The 17,195-nt window shown below is 75.2% G+C and carries 17 protein-coding genes; 10 read left to right on the top strand and 7 right to left on the bottom strand.

Annotated elements, in window-relative coordinates; genetic code table 11:
* Nucleotides 1-51 precede the first annotated feature (51 nt).
* The 9 genes from H1D33_RS19430 (at nt 52) to efeB (ending at nt 10,228) form a co-directional block, all read left to right on the top strand.
* On the top strand, nt 52-1,020 hold the full coding sequence (locus H1D33_RS19430; protein ID WP_181571793.1) for a hypothetical protein: 969 nt from the start codon (nt 52-54) through the stop codon (nt 1,018-1,020).
* A 181-nt stretch (nt 1,021-1,201) separates the two neighbouring features.
* Complete coding sequence (locus H1D33_RS19425) at nt 1,202-1,408, top strand: Trm112 family protein (protein WP_181571794.1); 207 nt, start codon at nt 1,202-1,204, stop codon at nt 1,406-1,408.
* Complete coding sequence (locus tag H1D33_RS19420) at nt 1,405-2,607, top strand: SIS domain-containing protein (protein WP_181571795.1); 1,203 nt, start codon at nt 1,405-1,407, stop codon at nt 2,605-2,607. The genes H1D33_RS19425 and H1D33_RS19420 overlap by 4 nt, the downstream gene beginning before the upstream one ends.
* Nucleotides 2,608-2,635: 28 nt before the next feature.
* Nucleotides 2,636-3,679: a cation diffusion facilitator family transporter gene (locus H1D33_RS19415; protein WP_181571796.1), complete on the top strand. Its 1,044-nt coding sequence runs from the start codon at nt 2,636-2,638 to the stop codon at nt 3,677-3,679.
* 3 nt (nt 3,680-3,682) lie between these two features.
* Nucleotides 3,683-4,843 (top strand): mannose-6-phosphate isomerase, class I, encoded by a 1,161-nt coding sequence (gene manA / locus H1D33_RS19410; RefSeq protein WP_181571797.1) that lies wholly within the window; start codon nt 3,683-3,685, stop codon nt 4,841-4,843.
* Between the two features lie 266 nt (nt 4,844-5,109).
* Nucleotides 5,110-6,609, top strand: a complete 1,500-nt coding sequence (gene ahcY / locus H1D33_RS19405; RefSeq protein WP_181571798.1) for an adenosylhomocysteinase — start codon at nt 5,110-5,112, stop codon at nt 6,607-6,609.
* 193 nt (nt 6,610-6,802) lie between these two features.
* Complete coding sequence (gene efeU, locus H1D33_RS19400; RefSeq protein ID WP_181571799.1) at nt 6,803-7,747, top strand: iron uptake transporter permease EfeU; 945 nt, start codon at nt 6,803-6,805, stop codon at nt 7,745-7,747.
* A gap of 31 nt (nt 7,748-7,778) precedes the next feature.
* Nucleotides 7,779-8,909, top strand: a complete 1,131-nt coding sequence (gene efeO, locus H1D33_RS19395) for an iron uptake system protein EfeO (RefSeq protein ID WP_181571800.1) — start codon at nt 7,779-7,781, stop codon at nt 8,907-8,909.
* Nucleotides 8,906-10,228, top strand: a complete 1,323-nt coding sequence (gene efeB, locus H1D33_RS19390) for an iron uptake transporter deferrochelatase/peroxidase subunit (protein ID WP_181571801.1) — start codon at nt 8,906-8,908, stop codon at nt 10,226-10,228. The genes efeO and efeB overlap by 4 nt, the downstream gene beginning before the upstream one ends.
* 10 nt (nt 10,229-10,238) lie before the next feature.
* On the opposite strand, the gene H1D33_RS19385 is transcribed toward efeB, so the two are convergent.
* A complete protein-coding gene (locus H1D33_RS19385; protein WP_246412001.1) occupies nt 10,239-11,162 on the bottom strand; it encodes an RDD family protein in 924 nt (307 codons plus the stop codon).
* A 42-nt stretch (nt 11,163-11,204) separates the two neighbouring features.
* Here H1D33_RS19385 and H1D33_RS19380 point away from each other — a divergent pair, with 42 nt between their 5' ends.
* Nucleotides 11,205-12,158 (top strand): stage II sporulation protein M, encoded by a 954-nt coding sequence (locus H1D33_RS19380; RefSeq protein WP_181571803.1) that lies wholly within the window; start codon nt 11,205-11,207, stop codon nt 12,156-12,158.
* Here H1D33_RS19380 and H1D33_RS19375 read toward each other — a convergent pair.
* Genes H1D33_RS19375 through H1D33_RS19350 form a run of 6 tightly spaced genes read right to left on the bottom strand, consistent with a single transcriptional unit; the run spans nt 12,136 to nt 17,185 of the window.
* A complete protein-coding gene (locus tag H1D33_RS19375; RefSeq protein ID WP_181571804.1) occupies nt 12,136-13,446 on the bottom strand; it encodes a DUF58 domain-containing protein in 1,311 nt (436 codons plus the stop codon). The two genes, H1D33_RS19380 and H1D33_RS19375, sit on opposite strands and share 23 nt — an antisense overlap.
* Entirely contained in the window at nt 13,443-14,417 is a 975-nt protein-coding gene (locus tag H1D33_RS19370) for an AAA family ATPase (RefSeq protein ID WP_479686837.1), read from the bottom strand. The genes H1D33_RS19375 and H1D33_RS19370 overlap by 4 nt, the downstream gene beginning before the upstream one ends.
* 11 nt (nt 14,418-14,428) lie before the next feature.
* The gene (locus H1D33_RS19365) at nt 14,429-15,724 is read right to left on the bottom strand and encodes a DUF4350 domain-containing protein (protein ID WP_181571806.1); all 1,296 of its coding nucleotides are present in this window, start codon (nt 15,722-15,724) and stop codon (nt 14,429-14,431) included.
* On the bottom strand, nt 15,721-15,963 hold the full coding sequence (locus H1D33_RS19360) for a DUF4129 domain-containing protein (protein WP_246412003.1): 243 nt from the start codon (nt 15,961-15,963) through the stop codon (nt 15,721-15,723). The genes H1D33_RS19365 and H1D33_RS19360 overlap by 4 nt, the downstream gene beginning before the upstream one ends.
* A complete protein-coding gene (locus tag H1D33_RS19355) occupies nt 15,960-16,346 on the bottom strand; it encodes a hypothetical protein (protein ID WP_307755217.1) in 387 nt (128 codons plus the stop codon). Before H1D33_RS19355 ends, H1D33_RS19360 begins: the two co-directional genes overlap by 4 nt.
* Nucleotides 16,343-17,185, bottom strand: a complete 843-nt coding sequence (locus H1D33_RS19350) for a hypothetical protein (RefSeq protein ID WP_181571808.1) — start codon at nt 17,183-17,185, stop codon at nt 16,343-16,345. Before H1D33_RS19350 ends, H1D33_RS19355 begins: the two co-directional genes overlap by 4 nt.
* Between the last annotated feature and the right edge of the window lie 10 nt (nt 17,186-17,195).

The following is a 17,195-nucleotide window of genomic DNA, read 5'->3' as shown; positions in this document are numbered from 1 at the left end:
GTAGTAACCTGACCGGCGGATCTCGTCCGGGACGGAAATGGTGAGGTGGAGATGTCGGTGAGGCGGCACGCGGCGCGTTGGGCCACGGTCGGCGCGTTGCTGGGTGGCCTGGTGGCCGCCCCGGCGTCCCCGGCGTTGGCCGACGGTGACCGGGTCGGGCTGCGCTCGGCGTCCAGCTTCACCGCCGGCGGGTCGGCGGGCGCGGTGGCGATCGAGGTACGCAAGCGCACCGAGGGGTGCGTGCTGCTGCGTACCGTGCTCGGGTTCAGGCTGGACGGCCTGCGCGCGGACCAGGTCCGGGTGCAGGTGGCGACCGCCGGCCGCTGGGTGGCCGTGCCGGTGGCCGGCGGCGGTGGGGTGGTCTCCACCGGCCAGGTGGCGCCGGTCGAGCGGCCGCTCTGCAAGGGCAAGGGCGCCGTCGTGCGCTACCGGGTGACGTTCCTGGCCGGCGCGGTCGGTGGCCGGCTGGAGCTGGCCGGTGAGGCGAGCGCCGCGAACGGCCAACTGCTCGGTCGGGCCGGCCGGGCTGCCCGGCTGGTGGGCGCGGAGCGTACGCCGAGCCCGACCCCGACGCCCTCCCGCAAGCCCTCGCCGACGCCCACGCCCAGCGCGGTCGCGTCCACGGCGGTGGAGACGGCCGGCACGTCGCCGGTGGTCGCCGCCGTCGACCCGGCCGCCGGCGTCGCCGCCGACGACTCGTCCTCCGGAGGTTCCCTGATCATGTGGTTCGGCATCGCGCTGGTTCTCGTCGGCGCCGCACTCATCGTCCTGCTGCTGGTGCGCCGCAACCGCGCGGACCGGACGGACGGCGGCCCCGCCGCCGACCAGCCGCCGGTCCCGCTGCCGCGCAGCAGCACCACCTACCGCTCCCAGACCCCCGGGCCGGCCCCGACGGTGTACGGCGGCGCGACGACGCCCCGCCCGACCGGCAACGTGTACGGGGCGCCGCCGGCCGCGCCCGCCCCGCCGGCCGCGCCGGCCGAGGACGCCACCAGTGTGTTGCCCCGCATGCCGGACTGAGCGGGAACCCGCCGGGTCGCCGGGGTTACGGTGACCCTGAGTGGCGGCGGTGTGACCCGGCCGCCGGGCCGGTCGGCGGGTGCCGAACGGGACCGGTGCCGGGCCCGGTTCGCCGTTAAGATCGCGTGCGCCGGACGGCACCGCCGACCGGTGAGACCGCATACGTGGAAGGAGCCGCGCCGTGGCCCTGGACCCGCAGTTGCTCGAGATCCTCGCCTGCCCGGACACGCACCACGCCCCGCTCGACTACGACCCGCAGGCGCAGACGCTGACCTGCACAGAGTGCGGTCGGTTCTTCGAGGTGCGCGACGACGTCCCGGTGCTGCTCCTCGACGAGGCGCGCGGTGGCCCCGTGGCCGACGACACGCGGGGCGGGTCGTCGCGGTGATGGACGGTACGGCCGGGGTCAGCGGCCACCGGCACGCGGACGAGGCCCTGCTGGACGATCCGGCGCTGCTGGGTGAGCGGGATCCGGGCGGCATGCTGCGGTTCACCGCCTCCGCCGGCGCGCAGGTGCGCGAGTCGGCGGCGTTGGCCGCGGAGGCGAACCTGGGTGTGCTCGCCGACGACGGGCGCCCCCGGGCGGTGGTCATCGCCGGCATCGGCACCGCCGGGCGTACCGGGGACGTGCTGGCCACGGTCGCCGGGCCGCGCTGCCCGGTGCCGGTCATCCCGCACCGCAGCGCCGGCGTGCCCGGTTGGGTGGGCGCGGCGGACGTGGTCATCGCGGTGAGCGCGTCCGGGCGCAGCCCCGAGGCGTTGGGCGCGGCCGAGGCGGCGCACCGGCGCGGGGCGCGGCTGGTCGCGGTCGGCGCGCCCGACTCGCAGCTCCAGTCGGTGGCCGAGCGGGCCCGGGCGCCGTTCATCCCGGTGCCCCGGCGCGCCCCGGCCCGGGCCAGCCTGTGGGCGCTCACCGTGCCGGTCCTGCTGGCCGCCCGTACGCTCGGCCTCGTGAAGGTCAACGAGGCGGATCTGGCGGAGACCGCGGCCCGGCTGGACGCCGACGCCGACCGGTGCCGGCCGACCGCCGAGTCGTTCGTCAACCCGGCGAAGTCGCTGGCGTTGGGCCTGTCCGGGTCGGTCCCGATCGTCTGGGGTTCGTCGCCGCTGGCCACCGTGGCCGCCCGCCGGTTCGGTGACACGCTGTCCGCGAACTCCCGCTACCCGGTGGTGAGCGGCGCGCTGGGCGAGGCCGGTCGGGGCCGGGTGGGCCTGCTCGACGGCGTCTTCGGCGGGCTGGCCGAGGGTGAGCGGGACATCTTCGCCGACCCGGGCGACAGTGACGACGACGACGGCGGCGTGCGGCTGCGGCTGGTGCTGCTGCGCGACGGCGGGCTCAACGCCGACGACGACACCGACGAGCCGCTGGCGGTGGAGGAGCGCCGCGCGGACGCGGTGCAGACGCTCGCCGAGCGGCGTGGGGTGCGCTGCGACGTGGTGACCGCCGAGGGCGGCTCCGCGCTGGAGCGGCTCGCGTCGCTGGTGGCGGTGCCGGACTTCGCCTCGATCTACCTCGCCCTGGCACACGGGCTGGACCCGATGGCGGTTCCGGCCATCACCGAAATGAAGGAGCTGGCAAACCAGTGAGCACGTGCGGCATCGAGCGAGGCGGGGAATGAGCGCAAACGGGGGCACCAAGGCGATCGTCGCCGCCCTGGCGGCGAACCTCGGCATCGCCGTCACCAAGTTCATCGCGTTCCTGCTGACCGGCTCGTCGTCGATGCTGGCGGAGTCGATCCACTCGGTGGCCGACTCCGGCAACCAGGGTCTGCTGCTGATCGGCGGCCGGCGGGCCAAGCGGGAGGCCACGCCGCAGCACCCGTTCGGCTACGGCCGGGAGCGCTACATCTACGCGTTCATCGTGGCGATCGTGCTGTTCAGCCTCGGTGGCCTGTTCGCGCTCTACGAGGCCTACCACAAGGCGGCCGACCCGCACCCGATCGAGAGTTGGCAGTGGGTGCCGGTGGTGGTGCTGCTGGCGGCGATCGTGATGGAGGGCTTCTCGTTCCGCACCGCGATCAAGGAGTCGAACCTGATCCGCGGCAAGCAGACCTGGGTCCGGTTCATCCGCCGGGCGAAGGCGCCGGAGCTGCCGGTGGTGCTGCTGGAGGACTTCGGCGCGCTCGTCGGTCTGGTCTTCGCGCTGTTCGGGGTGGGCATGACGCTGGCCACCGGCAACGGCATGTGGGACGCGGCCGGCACCGCGATGATCGGTGTGCTGCTGGTGGTCATCGCGATCACGCTGGCGATCGAGACGAAGAGCCTGCTGCTCGGCGAGGGCGCCGAGCGGGCCGAGCTGGCCAAGATCGAGCAGGCCGTCACCGGCGGCCCGGAGGTCGAGCGGATCATCCACATGAAGACGCTCTACCTCGGCCCGGAGGAGCTGCTGGTGGCCGCGAAGATCGCGGTGCCGGCCTGCGAGAGCGCGGAGGAGTTGGCCCGGGGCATCAACGCGGTCGAGGCGCGGATCCGCCGCGAGGTGCCGATCGCCCGGGTCATCTATCTGGAGCCGGACATCTGGAGCGCGGCGGCGGAGCGGGCGGGCACCGGCCAGGCCGCCGACACCGCCGTGCCGGATGCCGTGGAGGACGACGCCGCCGACCCGGGCGCGCCGGAGGCCGCGAGGGCCGACGAGGTGGCCGGACGACCCGGGAGCTGACCGATGGAGTTGTTGCAGGGCCCGATCCGGGACTACGCCTGGGGTTCGCGGACCGCGATCGCCGAGTTGCAGGGCCGGCCGGTGCCGAGCGACGGGCCGGAGGCGGAGCTGTGGCTGGGCGCCCACCCGGGCGCCCCGGCCACGGTCGACCGGGACGGCCGGCCGGTGAGCCTCACCGAGCTGCTGGTGGCCGAGCCGGGGCACTGGCTGGGCGAGCGGCTGGTCGACCGGTTCGGCACCCGGCTGCCGTTCCTGTTGAAGGTGCTGGCCGCGGACGCGCCGCTGAGCTTGCAGGCGCATCCGGACGCCGAGCAGGCCCGGGCCGGGCACGCGGCCGACGACGGGCGGGTCAACTACGTCGACCCGTACCACAAGCCGGAGCTGCTGGTGGCGCTGAGCGAGTTCGAGGCGCTCTGCGGCTTCCGTGATCCGGCCGAGTCGGCGGCGGTGATCGCCGGTTTCGGCGTACCCGCGCTGGAGCCGGTGGTGGCGGCGTTGCGCACCGGGCCGACGGGCCTGCGGGAGGCCGTTCGCGCGCTGTTGAGCTGGCCGGAGGCGGAGCGCGCGGGGCTGGTGGCGGCCGTGCTGGCGGCGGCGACCGCCGGGCCGGCGTCGCCGGACGCCGCGCTGGTCCGCACGCTCGCGGCGGGCTATCCGGCCGATCCGGGTGTGGTGGTGGCGTTGCTGCTGCACCAGGTCCGGCTGGCGCCGGGGGACGGGATCTGGATGCCGGCGGGCAACCTGCACGCCTACCTGCGCGGCACCGCGGTGGAGATCATGGCGGCCAGCGACAACGTGTTGCGCGGCGGGCTGACCCCGAAGCGCGTCGACGTGGACGAACTGCTGCGGGTGCTGCGGTTCGAGGTGCTGGCCGACCCGGTCCTGCGGGCGGAGCCGGTGTCGCCCGGGGTGCTGACCTGGCCGGTGCCGGTGGAGGACTTCGCGTTGCACCGGGTGGCGGTGAGCGCCGGGGCGCCTGCGGTGCGGTTGACGCTGCCCGGTCCGCGGGTGGTGCTCTGCCGGGCCGGCAAGCTGTCCGTGGACGACGGGGTCGGCGTGGTGACGTTGGGCGCGGGTCAGTCCGCGGTCGGCACGGCGACCGGCGGCCCGCTGGTGCTCGCCGGCGACGGTGAGGCCTTCGTGGCCTCGTGCGGCCTGCGCTGAGCCGCCGATTTCCCGGAAACGACCCGACATGCGGTCGCGGACGGTAACTTCATGGGTACGCAGCGTTGTCGCGACGAAGGTCCGATCAACGCGCGGGGAACCAAACCGGGGGGATGCACGGGGCGGCCGGGCCGTGGACGGAAAGTCCGTTCACGACCGACCGCCCCGTGCGCTGTCCAGCGATCCTCGACCAACCGGCACCGGGTGAGCGGGCCCACGCGCGTAAGGTGGAAGGCTGCGCAGCACTTCCTTCGACAGGAGCTTCCATGACCAGCACCCTTCCGGCGGCCACCAGCGGTCCGTCGTCCGGCGCCCGGCCGAGCACCCTCGCCGAGGGCGACTACAAGGTGGCGGATCTGTCGCTCGCCGAGTTCGGCCGCAAGGAGATCCGGCTCGCGGAGCACGAGATGCCGGGCCTGATGGCGATCCGGCGCGAGTTCGCCGACGCCCAGCCGCTCGCCGGCGCCCGCATCACCGGCTCGCTGCACATGACCGTCCAGACGGCCGTCCTGATCGAGACCCTGGTCGCGCTCGGCGCGCAGGTCCGCTGGGCGTCCTGCAACATCTTCTCCACCCAGGACCACGCCGCCGCGGCGATCGTGGTCGGCGCGGAGGGCACCCCGGAGGCGCCGGCCGGTGTCCCGGTCTACGCCTGGAAGGGCGAGTCGCTGCCGGAATACTGGTGGTGCACCGAGCAGGTGCTCGCCTGGCCGGACGGGCAGGGCCCGAACATGATCCTCGACGACGGCGGCGACGCCACCCTGCTGGTGCACAAGGGCGCCGAGTTCGAGAAGGCCGGCGTGGTGCCGCCGGTGGAGTCCGCCGACTCCGAGGAGTACGCCGTCATCCTCGAGCTGCTGCACCGCTCGCTCGGCGAGGACAACCAGCGCTGGACCCGGATCGCCGCCGGCATCAAGGGCGTCACCGAGGAGACCACCACCGGTGTGCACCGGCTCTACGAGATGCACCGGGCCGGCACGCTGCTGTTCCCGGCGATCAACGTCAACGACTCGGTGACCAAGAGCAAGTTCGACAACAAGTACGGCTGCCGGCACTCGCTCATCGACGGCATCAACCGGGCCACCGACGTGCTGATCGGCGGCAAGATGGCCGTGGTCATGGGCTACGGCGACGTGGGCAAGGGCTGCGCCGAGTCGCTGCGCGGCCAGGGCGCCCGGGTCGTGGTGACCGAGGTCGACCCGATCTGCGCCCTCCAGGCGGCGATGGACGGCTACCAGGTCGCCACGCTGGACGACGTGGTGGAGCAGGCCGACATCTTCATCACCGCGACCGGCTGCTTCGACGTGATCACCAACGAGCACATGGCCCGGATGAAGCACCAGGCCATCGTGGGCAACATCGGGCACTTCGACAACGAGATCGACATGGCTGGCCTGGCCAAGCGCAGCGACGTCACGCGGGAGAACATCAAGCCGCAGGTCGACGTGTGGCGCTTCGCCGACGGCCACGCCATCATCGTGCTCTCCGAGGGCCGCCTGCTGAACCTGGGCAACGCCACCGGGCACCCGAGCTTCGTGATGTCGAACTCGTTCGCCAACCAGACGATCGCCCAGATCGAGCTGTTCACCAAGACCGACGAGTACCCGACCGGCGTCTACGTGCTGCCCAAGCACCTGGACGAGAAGGTCGCCCGCCTGCACCTGGACGCGCTCGGCGCCAAGCTGACCACGCTGACCAAGGAGCAGGCCTCCTACCTGGGCGTCTCCCAGGAGGGCCCGTTCAAGTCGGAGCACTACCGCTACTGAGTTCCACACCCGGAGGGGACCGGGGTCGGCCGCCGCGCGGCCGTCCCGGTCCCTTTCGTCGTACGCGGGCTGTCGGGCATCGGTCGACCAGGGTGACGTTGCCGTGAACAACTTGACGCGGCGCCCGGAACAGGAGCAAGGTATGGCTGCCCTAAGTTAACTGAGGCATGCCTGACCTACCACGGAGTGATGGATGTTCGCCACGTACCTGATCGGCCTGCGGGAGGGCCTGGAAGCGACCCTGGTGGTCAGCATCCTGGTCGCCTTCCTGGTGAAGTCGCAGCGGCGTGACCGGCTGCCCCAGGTCTGGGCCGGTGTCGGCCTGGCCGTGGTGCTCTCCGTCGTCTTCGGTTCGCTGATCCAGTACACCTCGACCTCGCTGCTGCGCACCTCCGAGTCGCGCGAGTTCTTCGAGGCGGTGACGTCGGTCGCCGCCGTCGTCTTCGTGACCTGGATGATCTTCTGGATGCGCAAGGCGGCCCGGTCGATCGCGGGCGAGCTGCGCGGCAAGCTCACCGAGGCGCTCGCCGTCGGATCCCTGGCGGTCGCCGGCATGGCCTTCCTCGCGGTGGTCCGGGAGGGTCTGGAGACCGCGCTGATCTTCTACGCCGCCGCGGAGAGCGTGGCCGGCGGCACCGGGGCGGGCTCGCTGCTCGCCCTGATCGGCGGCATCGTCACCGCCGTGGTGATCGGCTTCGGGCTCTACCGCAGCGCCCTGAAGATCAACCTGAGCCGCTTCTTCACCTGGACCGGCGCGCTGCTGATCCTGGTCGCCGCCGGCATCCTCAAGTACGGCGTGCACGACTTCCAGGAGGCCGGCGTGCTGCCCGGCCTGAACAACCAGGCCTTCGACATCTCCGCCACGCTCGACCCCAACGCCTGGTACGGCGCGCTGCTCGCCGGGATGTTCAACATCACCGCCGCGCCGACCGTGCTGGAGCTGATCGCCTGGGTCGCCTACGCGGTGCCGGTGCTCGTGCTGTTCCTGCGCAAGCCCGCCCAGCCGGCGAAGCCCGCCACGCCCGCCACGCCGGCCGAGTCGGTCCGGCCGGCCGCCGAGAGCACCGCCCCGGCCGAGAGCACCGCGCCGGCCGAACGGCCGCAGCCGGCCGCCGCCGCCCCGTCCCCGCGCGCCTGACCCGCCCCGTTCCCGAGGAGAACCCGCACCGATGCGTACCACTCGATTCGTCGCGCCCGCCGCCGCCGGGTTGCTCGCCGTCGCCGGACTGGCCGGTTGCGGCGGTGACGGCGACGCCGACGCCACGGCGGGCGGCCCGATCGCCGTCAAGGCCACCGACAGCGCCTGCGAGGTCGGCAGCACCGCGATCGACGCCGGTCAGGTGACCTTCAAGGTGACCAACAGCGGCTCCAAGGTCAACGAGTTCTACGTCTACGCCGCGGGCGACCGGGTGATGGGCGAGGTGGAGAACATCGCCCCCGGGCTGAGCCGCGAACTGCGGGTCGAGCTGCCCGCCGGGACGTACGAGACCGCGTGCAAGCCCGGGATGAGCGGCCGGGGCATCCGGGGGGCGCTGAAGGTCAGCGGCACCGCCGCAAGCGTCGCGCCGGACGCCGCGCTGACCGAGGCCACCGCCAGCTACCAGCGCTACGTGCGCAGCCAGACCGCCGCGCTGCTGACGAAGACCGAGGAATTCGTCGCCGCGGTCAAGGCCAACGACGTGGCGAAGGCCAAGGCGCTCTACCCGGTGGCCCGCACCTACTGGGAGCGGATCGAGCCGGTCGCGGAGAGCTTCGGCGACCTCGACCCGAAGATCGACGGCCGCGAGGAGGTGGTCGAGGAGGGCATGGAGTTCACCGGCTTCCACCGGATCGAGAAGGACCTCTGGACCACCGGCGACGTCAGCAAGGACGGCCCGATCGCCGACCGGCTCCTGGTCGACGTCAAGGCGATCGTGGCCAAGGCCGACGCCGAGAAGCTCACTCCGCTCCAGCTCGCCAACGGCGCCAAGGCGCTGCTCGACGAGGTCGCCAGCGGCAAGATCACCGGCGAGGAGGAGCGGTACTCGCACACCGACCTCTGGGACTTCAACGCCAACCTGGAGGGCTCGAAGGCCGCCGTCGCCGCGCTGCGCCCGGCGCTGGAGCAGCGCGCGCCCGACCTGGTCAAGCAGCTCGACAGCGAGTTCGCCAACGTCGAGGTCGCGCTCGGCAAGCACCGGGCCGGCGACGGTTGGAAGCTGCACACCCAGCTCAGCAAGACCGACCTGAAGGAGCTGTCGGACAGCATCAACGCGCTGGCCGAGCCGGTCAGCAAGATCGCGGCGGCCGTCGCGCGATGAGCACCCCGGCCGGCGGTGACGCGACCAGCGAGCCGAACGACTCCCAGACCGGCCGGCGGGTCTCCCGGCGGCGGGCGATGACCCTGGCCGGCGTCGGCGCGGCCGGCGTGGCCGGGGTGGCGGCCGGCGCGGGCGCGCTGCTCGCCGGCGGCGACCAGGCGTCGGCCACCGGGACGGCCGCCGGGGCGGTGCCGTTCCTCGGCGAGCACCAGGCCGGCGTCACCACCCCGGCCCAGGACCGGCTGCACTTCGTCGCGTTCGACGTGGTCACCAAGGACCGGGACCGGCTGGTCGCGATGCTCCAGGAGTGGACCGCCGCCGCGGCCCGGATGACCGCCGGCAAGGACGCCGGGCTGATCGGCGCCGTCGGCGGCATGCCGGAGGCGCCGCCGGACGACACCGGCGAGGCGCTCGGGCTGCCCCCGTCGCAGTTGACCGTCACGGTGGGCTTCGGCCCGTCGCTGTTCCGCGACGCCCGGGGCCGGGACCGCTTCGGCATCGCCGGCCGCCGGCCCGCCGCGCTGGCCGAGCTGCCGCACTTCGCCGGCGACGCGCTCAAGCCGGAGCTGTCCGGCGGCGACATCTGCGTCCAGGCCTGCGCCAACGACCCGCAGGTGGCGGTGCACGCCATCCGCAACCTGGCCCGGATCGGCATGGGCGTGGTCAGCGTCCGCTGGTCGCAGCTCGGCTTCGGGCGTACCTCGTCGACCTCGCGCGACCAGGCCACGCCGCGCAACCTGTTCGGCTTCAAGGACGGCACCGCCAACCTCAAGGCCGAGGACGCCGGCCTGCTCCGGGAGCAGCTCTGGGTGCAGCCGGGCGACGGCCCGGACTGGATGACCGGCGGCTCCTACCTGGTCACCCGCAAGATCCGGATGCTGATCGAGACCTGGGACCGCAGTCCGCTCGCCGAGCAGGAGATGATCACCGGCCGGACCAAGGGCAGCGGCGCCCCGCTCGGCCGGCGCGACGAGTTCGACGAGCCGGACTTCGCCGCGAAGGGCGACGACGGCCAGCCGGTCATCGCCGAGAACGCACACGTGCGGCTCGCCCACCCGGACCAGAACGACGGCGCCCGGCTGCTGCGCCGCGGCTACAACTTCGTGGACGGCTCGGACGGGCTGGGCCGGCTCGACGCCGGGCTGTTCTTCATCGCCTACCAGCGGGACCCGCGCAAGCAGTTCGTGCCGATCCAGACCCGGCTGGCCCGCAACGACGCGATGAACGAATACCTGCGGCACGTCTCCAGCGGCCTGTTCGCCTGCCCGCCCGGCGTGCGCGACGCGGCCGACTGGTGGGGGCGCGCGCTGTTCTCCTGAGCCGCCACGCTCAGCGGCGTACCGGGTCGGGGTCGGCGGGCTCCGGCGCGGCCCGCCGCAGCGGCGCCGGGACCGGCGGCGTCGACGCCAGCTCCGGCCAGAGCCGGTCGGTGACCACGCGGGCGCGCCCCGACCGGTACGCGGCCCGGCGCCCCCGCTCGGCCAGCACGGCGGTCAGGTAGGCCCACTCCGGCGCGCGCCACGGCGGCGGCGGCGAGGTCACCGCGGCCACCTCGGCCCACAGCTCCCGGCCCAGCCCGATCGCCTCCGGCGCGGCGAGCTGCGGCAGCCGGTCCACGTACCGCCGGACGGCCAGGGCCAGCCCGTCGTCCACCCGGGTCAGGTCGAGCGTGGCCGCCCAGGCGAGCAGCGGCGGCACCGCCGGCGGCAGCGGCCGCCACACCCCGGCGCCCCGGGTGTGCACCACGAGCGTGCCGGCCACCAGGTCGCCCAGCCGCCGGCCGCGCCTGTCGGTGAGCATCACCGTCACGGTCGCCGCCCAGCTCAGCAGCGGCAGCACCAGGCCGGGCCACTCCACCGCGACGCCGACCAGCGCCCGGGTGAGCGACTGCCCGACGCCGACCGGCCCGCCGTCGGCCCGCACCACCCGCAGCCCCACCGCCAGCTTGCCCACCGTCCGGCCACCGACGAACCGTTCCATCACCACCGGGTAGCCGACGAACACCAGCACCAGCAGGACCACCTGGAGGCCACCGGCCAGGGCGGCGTCCATCACGTCCGGCGGCAGCGCGAGCACCAGCAACGACAGCGCCGCGCCCAGCACCAGCGCGAGACCGACCTGCACGACCAGGTCGACCAGCAGGGCGAGCACCCGGGAGCCCAGCCGGGCGGCCCGGACGTCCAGCTCCACCGCCTCGCCGCTGACCAGACCGGCGTCGGCCCATCCGGAGGGCGGGGGAGGTTGCGCGCGCACCCCGACAGTGAACACCATGGACGCCGGACGGGGGAGGCACGAGTGGATCTCGACGCGTACGCGGCGGAGCACGGCGCGCAGTGGCGTCGGCTGGAGCAGTTGACCGGCCGGCGTCGCCTGGACCCGGCCGAGATCGACGAGCTGGTCACGCTCTACCAGCGGACCGCCACGCACCTCTCCACACTGCGCAGCCGGGCCCCCGAGCCGGCGCTGGTCGGGCGTCTCTCCCACCTGGTCCTCGCCGCCCGGGCCCGGATCACCGGCCGTCCCCGGCCGTCCTGGGCGTCGGCGCGCCGGTTCCTGCTGGCCGACCTGCCGGCCGCGCTCTACCGGGCCTGGCCGTGGTGGTGCGGCGTCGCCACCGCGTTCAGCGCGCTGACCGCGTTCCTGATCTGGTTCGTCGCCGGCCACCCGGACAGCGCCGCCGCCTTCATCGGCGCCGAGTCGGCCCGGCAGCTCGTCGACTCCGGCTTCGCCGGTTACTACACCGAGTTCGCCGCGCCGACCTTCGCCTTCCACCTGTGGACGCACAACGCCTGGCTGGCCGCCCAGTGCCTGGCCGCCGGCGTGCTGGTGCTGCCGGTGTTCTGGCTGCTGTGGCAGAACGCGCTGAACCTCGGCGTGGTGGGCGGGGTGATGATCTCCTACGACCGGGCCGACGTCTTCTTCGGCCTGATCACGCCGCACGGCCTGCTGGAGCTGACCGGCATCCACATCGCCGCCGGGGTCGGGCTGCGCACCGCCTGGGCGTGGATCGCCCCGCCCGCGCACCTCGGCCGCGGCCGGGCGGTCGCCGAGGCCGGGCGGGCGGCCATCGTGGTCGCGGCCGGGCTGGTCGGGCTGTTCGCGGTGTCCGCCCTGCTGGAGGCGTTCGTCACCCCGGCGCCGGTGCCGACGGCCGTGCGGGTGGCGGTCGGCGCCGCGGTCTGGGCGGCGTCCCTGGCCTACGCGCTGGTGCTCGGCGGGCGCGCGGTCAGAGCTGACCGAGCGACTTGAGCCGCAGGTAGGTGTCGGCGACGGCGGGCGCCAACCGGTCGGCGGGCACGTCCACCACGGTCACCCCGTGCCGGGACAGGGCGGCGCGCACCCGGTCCCGCTCGGCCAGCGCACGCCACGCCGAGGCGGCCGCGTACGGGTCGTCGGGGCCGGTCGGCGTGGCCGTGGCGAGCCCGGTCAACACCGGATCGTGGGTGGCCGCCAGCACCACCCGGTGCCGGGCCGCCAGCCGCGGCAGGACCGGCAGCAGCCCCTCCCGGACCGCGCCCGCGTCCAGCGCGGTGAAGAACACCACCAGGCTGCGTCGTCGCTCGCGGCGCAGCATCTCGGCGGCGACCAGTTCGAAGTCCGTCTCGGTGAGCGCCGGCTGGAGCGGCGCCGTCGCCTCGACCACGCGGGTGAGCAGCGCCGGGCGGCCGCTGCCGGTCACCCGGGCCCGCACGGCGCTGTCCACGGCCAGCAGGTCGACCCGGTCGCCGGCCCGGGCGGCCAACGCGGTGAGCAGCAACGCCGCGTCGATCGCGGTGTCCAGCCGAGGCTCGTCGCCGAACCGGACCGCCGAGGTGCGGCCGGTGTCCAACACGCAGACGAGCCGCCGGTCCCGCTCCGGGCGCCAGGTGCGGACCAGTACGTCGCCGCGGCGGGCGCTGGCCCGCCAGTCGATCGACCGGACGTCGTCGCCGACGGCGTACTCGCGCAGCGTGTCGAACTCGGTGCCGTGGCCGCGCCCGCGCGTCACCTGGACGCCGTCGATGAGCCGCAGCCGGGCCAGCTTCTCCGGCAGGTGCCGGCGGGAGTCGAACCGGGGCAGCACCCGCAACGTCCACGGTGGCGTGGCGGGGCGTTCGGCGCGCTGCCGGAAACCCAGCCGCATCGGCCCGAGCGAGCGTACGGTCAGCGCCACCGCCGGCCGGTCGCCGCGCCGGGTCGGGGTGAGGCGGACCGGCAGGGTGGCCGCGCCGCCGGGCGGGACGGTGAGCACCTCGGACGCGGACCGTTCGGGCCGCGCCCCGGCCGACGGCACCCACGCGTCCCGCACCTGGGCGCGCAGCGGGCGGTCGGTGGGGTTCGCCAGGCGCAGGGTGACGGTGGCGGTGCCGCCGAGCCGGACCGTCCGGTCGCCGTCGCGGCTCACGGCGAGCGCGTGCGGCGGGGCCGCGAGCGCCCGGTCGAGCGCCACCAGCAGCAGCACGCCCACGGTGAGCACGGCGACGCCGAGGAACGGCGCCGGCCAGGCCGGCAGCGTCGCGGCGCCGGCCGCGAGCAGCAGGCCCGCCCGCCAGGTCATCGCGGCGTCGGCACGGTGGCCAGCACCGAGTCCAGCACGGCGTCCGCCGTGACGCCCTCCAGCTCCACCTCCGGCCGGGGCCGCAGCCGGTGCCGCAGCGTGGGACGGGCGACCGCCTTCACGTCGTCCGGCGTGACGTGGTCGCGGCCGGCCAGCCAGGACCACGCCTTCGCGGTGGCGAGCAGCGCGGTGGCGCCCCGGGGCGAGGCGCCCAGCTCCAGGGCGGGCGCGGACCGGGTGGCCCGGCAGAGGTCCACGATGTAGCCGAGCACCGGTTCGGCCACGTGCACCGCGTGCGCCTCGGCGCGGGCGGCGGCCAGGTCGGCGGCGCCGGCCACCGCGCGTACGCCGGCGGCACGCAGGTCGCGGGGGTCGAAGCCGGCGTGGTGCGCGCGGAGCACGCCCAGCTCCTCGTCACGGCCCGGCAGCGGCACGGTCAGCTTGAGCAGGAAGCGGTCGAGCTGCGCCTCGGGCAGCGGGTAGGTCCCCTCGTACTCGACCGGGTTTTGAGTGGCGGCGACGATGAACGGCTCGGGCAGCGGGCGGCGCTCGCCCTCGACGGACACCTGCCGCTCCTCCATCACCTCCAGCAGCGCCGACTGGGTCTTCGGCGGAGTCCGGTTGATCTCGTCGGCGAGGAGCAGGTTGGTGAAGACCGGACCCTCGCGGAACGTGAACGCGGCGGTGCGCGGGTCGAAGATCAGCGAGCCGGTGACGTCGCCGGGCATCAGGTCGGGGGTGAACTGCACCCGCTTGGAGTCGAGGTCGAGCGCGGTGGCCAGGGTGCGCACCAGCAGCGTCTTGGCCACGCCCGGCACGCCCTCCAGCAGCACGTGCCCGCGGCAGAGCAGCGCGATCACCAGGCCGGTGACCACGGCGTCCTGCCCGACGACGGCCTTGCCCACCTCGGTGCGCAGGCGGTGCAGGGCGGCGCGGGCGTCCGACCCGGCGGTGGGCGACGCGGCGGCGATGACGGGTCCGGTCACCGGGGTTCTCCTTCGGTCGGATGCGGGGCCAGGGTACGGGTCAGCGTGTCCAGCTCACGGGCCAGCTCCAGCAGCTCCCGGTCGTTCTCCGGGACGGGGCCGTGCAGCAGCTCGGCCACCCGCTCCGGGTCGCCGCCGGACGCGGCGGCGACCCGGGCCGCCACCTCGTCGTCGGGCGTGTCGGCGGGCAGGTTGAGCCGGGGCAGGAGGCGGCCCAGCGCCGCGTCCCGCAGCGATCCGGCGACGGTGTCCCGGGCGCCGGCCCGGCGGTAGAGCCGGGCCCGGCCGCGTACGGTCTCGGCGGACCGGACGGTCACCGGCAGCGGCTCCGTCACCGGCGGACCGAGCCGGCGGGCCCGCCACAGGACCACCAGCAGCCCGGCCAGCGCGAGCTGCGCCAGGATCGCCCAGAACCAGGTCGGGAACGCGTCCCACAGCGGGTTGTCGGGGCGCGGCGGCGGGTTCGCCCGGTCGGGGCGTTCCCGGGGGGTTCCGCTGGGCGCGGGCGCGCCGTCGACCTCGCGGGTGGGCGACGGGCTGGCGCTGGTCGGCGCGGGCTCGGGCGCGGGCAGGTCCAGCCACACCACCGGGCGACCGCCGCCGCCGAGCAGGCCGGTGGCGAGGTCCCGGTTGCCCCACTCGTCGATCCGGTCGTTGCGGAACGGGTCGCCGGCGCCCACCACCACGATCTCGGCGTCGCCGGGGATCCGCAGCAGGGCGCCGCCGTAGCAGCGGTCGACGGGCTCCGGCCCGGCGTACCGCTGGTGGTCGACGGCGGCGGTGCCGGCGCGGACCGCCTCGGGCAGACGACACGGCGTGCCGTCGGCGTCCGGCGGCACAGCCCTCGCGGCCCAGCGGCGGGCGGCCGGTTCGACGGGTGTGCCCAGCTCCACCAGCGCGCGGCGGGACGGCTCGACGAGCACCAGCCGGCTGCCGGGCGGCAACGCGGCCAGGGCGGTCAGGGTGGCCGGGCGGACCAGCTCGGGTGCGGGCACGAACAGCGTGCTCGGCCCCGCGCCGGCGGCACGCAGCGCGGCGGCGGTGTCGGTCGCCCGGCGCAGTGGCACGCCCCGCGCCGCCAGTTCCTCGGCGAGCCGGCTGCCGCCGTCGTCGTCGGTGGCGACGGGGGAGAGGAAGCCACGTTCGCCCGGGTCGGGCTGGTCCACCTCGTGCAGGATCAGGGTGGTCACGATGAGCAGCACGCCCAGCGCGACCGGGACCACGATCCGGTGCCACCGGCGGCGTGCCGGCGTCGCGGTGGCGGTGCCGGTGGCGGTGGCGGTGGCGGTCACGACGGTGCCTCCTCGCCGGTCAGCTCACGCCGCAGGTCGGCGGCGAGGGCGCGCATCCGCCGGTCGTGGCCGGCGGTGGCGGGGCGTTGCGCGTACCAGAGGTCGGAGAAGATCGTGCCGGCGGCGTGCAGGGTGGGCCGCAGCGCCGGCCGGTTCCGGCCCGCCGCCTCGGTCACCTCGGTGACGGTCAGCCCGGCCCGCGGTTCCACCAACTGCCGCGTTACCAGGAGCCGAATCATGTCGCGCAGCCGTTCCCGGACCGCCTCGGCGTACCGGCCCTCGGCGGCCAGCCGGTCGGCCGCGGCGGGGTCGTCGGCCGGCGGGGGCGGCGCCTGCCGGGGGCCGGGACACGCGCCGCCGGCAGGTCCGGCCGACGCCGGCGGGCGGGCCGGCGCAGGCGCGGTCGCCGGAACCGGGGCAGCCGGAACCGGGGCAGCCGGGGGCGGCGGAACCGGGGCAGCCGCAGCCGCGCGAACCGGGGCAGCCGGCGGGGCACCCAGGCCGGGAACGAATACCAGGCCAGTGCGGTGAGCAGCACTGCGGCCAGCAGGAGCAGCACCACCAGCGGCAGGGGCACCACGTCGCCGAGCGCGGCGACCCGCTCGGTCCACCACCGGCTCACCGGCGGGCCGCCAGCAGCACGGGCTCCGGTACGCCGGCCGGCGCGCGGGAGAGCCGGATGTCCAACCCCTCGGTGCGGATCCGGGTCTCCAGGTGCAGCACCGCGTCCAGGCAGGCCAGCGCCGGGTAGGCGAGCGTGTTCACGGCCGCCTGGGCGGCGACGGCCACCGGCAGCGCCCAGGCCGACACGTCGAACAGGCCCAGCAGCCCGAGGCCCCAGGGGACGCCCAACCCGATGCCGAGCCGGACCAGCCACCACCCCAGGTAACCGAGCAGCCGGACGGCGGCGGCGCGTCCGCCGACCCGGCCGGCCAGCCGGACCGCCCGCACCGGGACCCGGTGTGCCGGCACCCCGTCGAGCACCAGCACCGGCACCACCAGGCCGAGCAGCCCGTACGCCACGAACCAGGCGGGCCCGGCCAGCCCGGCGACGCCGACGGCCAGGCCGACCAGGACCGCGACGAGCAGCGTCGCGCCCGGACGGGCCTCGTGCCGCAGCTCCGACGGCGCGAGCCGGCGGCCGAGCAGCGCCGCCGCGCCGCCACGCGCGGCCGGGTTGCCCAGCAGCGCGATGATCATGGCTTCGGTGGCCGCGCCGACCGCGAGCAGCAGCCAGTACCGGTCGAGCCCCGGCTCGCCGGCCGGCCACCAGCCGGGCGGACCGGCTCCGGCGAACACCCGCATCGGATGGAGCAGGATCTGCTCGGCGACGACCAGCGGGACGGCGAGCGGGAGGAGCACCCGGGCCTGGTCACGCAGCAGCAGCACGGCGGAGTCCAGCAGCTCGCCGACGGTCAGCGGGCGGGGCGGGAGCACCGCGATCGGACCGGCGTCGGACACGCGAACTCCT

The organism is Micromonospora ferruginea (assembly GCF_013694245.2).
In the GTDB taxonomy this organism is placed as follows: Bacteria; Actinomycetota; Actinomycetes; order Mycobacteriales; family Micromonosporaceae; genus Micromonospora; species Micromonospora robiginosa.
This window is presented reverse-complemented; position numbering and strand designations above follow the sequence as displayed.

What these genes read in the sequence shown, in the direction of transcription:
- ahcY (WP_181571798.1), top strand. Translation starts at nt 5,110, where the DNA reads ATGACCAGCACCCTTCCGGCGGCCACCAGCGGTCCGTCGTCCGGCGCC.
- efeB (WP_181571801.1), top strand. Translation starts at nt 8,906, where the DNA reads ATGAGCACCCCGGCCGGCGGTGACGCGACCAGCGAGCCGAACGACTCC.
- efeU (WP_181571799.1), top strand. Translation starts at nt 6,803, where the DNA reads ATGTTCGCCACGTACCTGATCGGCCTGCGGGAGGGCCTGGAAGCGACC.
- H1D33_RS19375 (WP_181571804.1), bottom strand. Translation starts at nt 13,446, where the DNA reads ATGACCTGGCGGGCGGGCCTGCTGCTCGCGGCCGGCGCCGCGACGCTG.
- H1D33_RS19360 (WP_246412003.1), bottom strand. Translation starts at nt 15,963, where the DNA reads ATGATTCGGCTCCTGGTAACGCGGCAGTTGGTGGAACCGCGGGCCGGG.
- manA (WP_181571797.1), top strand. Translation starts at nt 3,683, where the DNA reads ATGGAGTTGTTGCAGGGCCCGATCCGGGACTACGCCTGGGGTTCGCGG.
- efeO (WP_181571800.1), top strand. Translation starts at nt 7,779, where the DNA reads ATGCGTACCACTCGATTCGTCGCGCCCGCCGCCGCCGGGTTGCTCGCC.
- H1D33_RS19415 (WP_181571796.1), top strand. Translation starts at nt 2,636, where the DNA reads ATGAGCGCAAACGGGGGCACCAAGGCGATCGTCGCCGCCCTGGCGGCG.
- H1D33_RS19430 (WP_181571793.1), top strand. Translation starts at nt 52, where the DNA reads ATGTCGGTGAGGCGGCACGCGGCGCGTTGGGCCACGGTCGGCGCGTTG.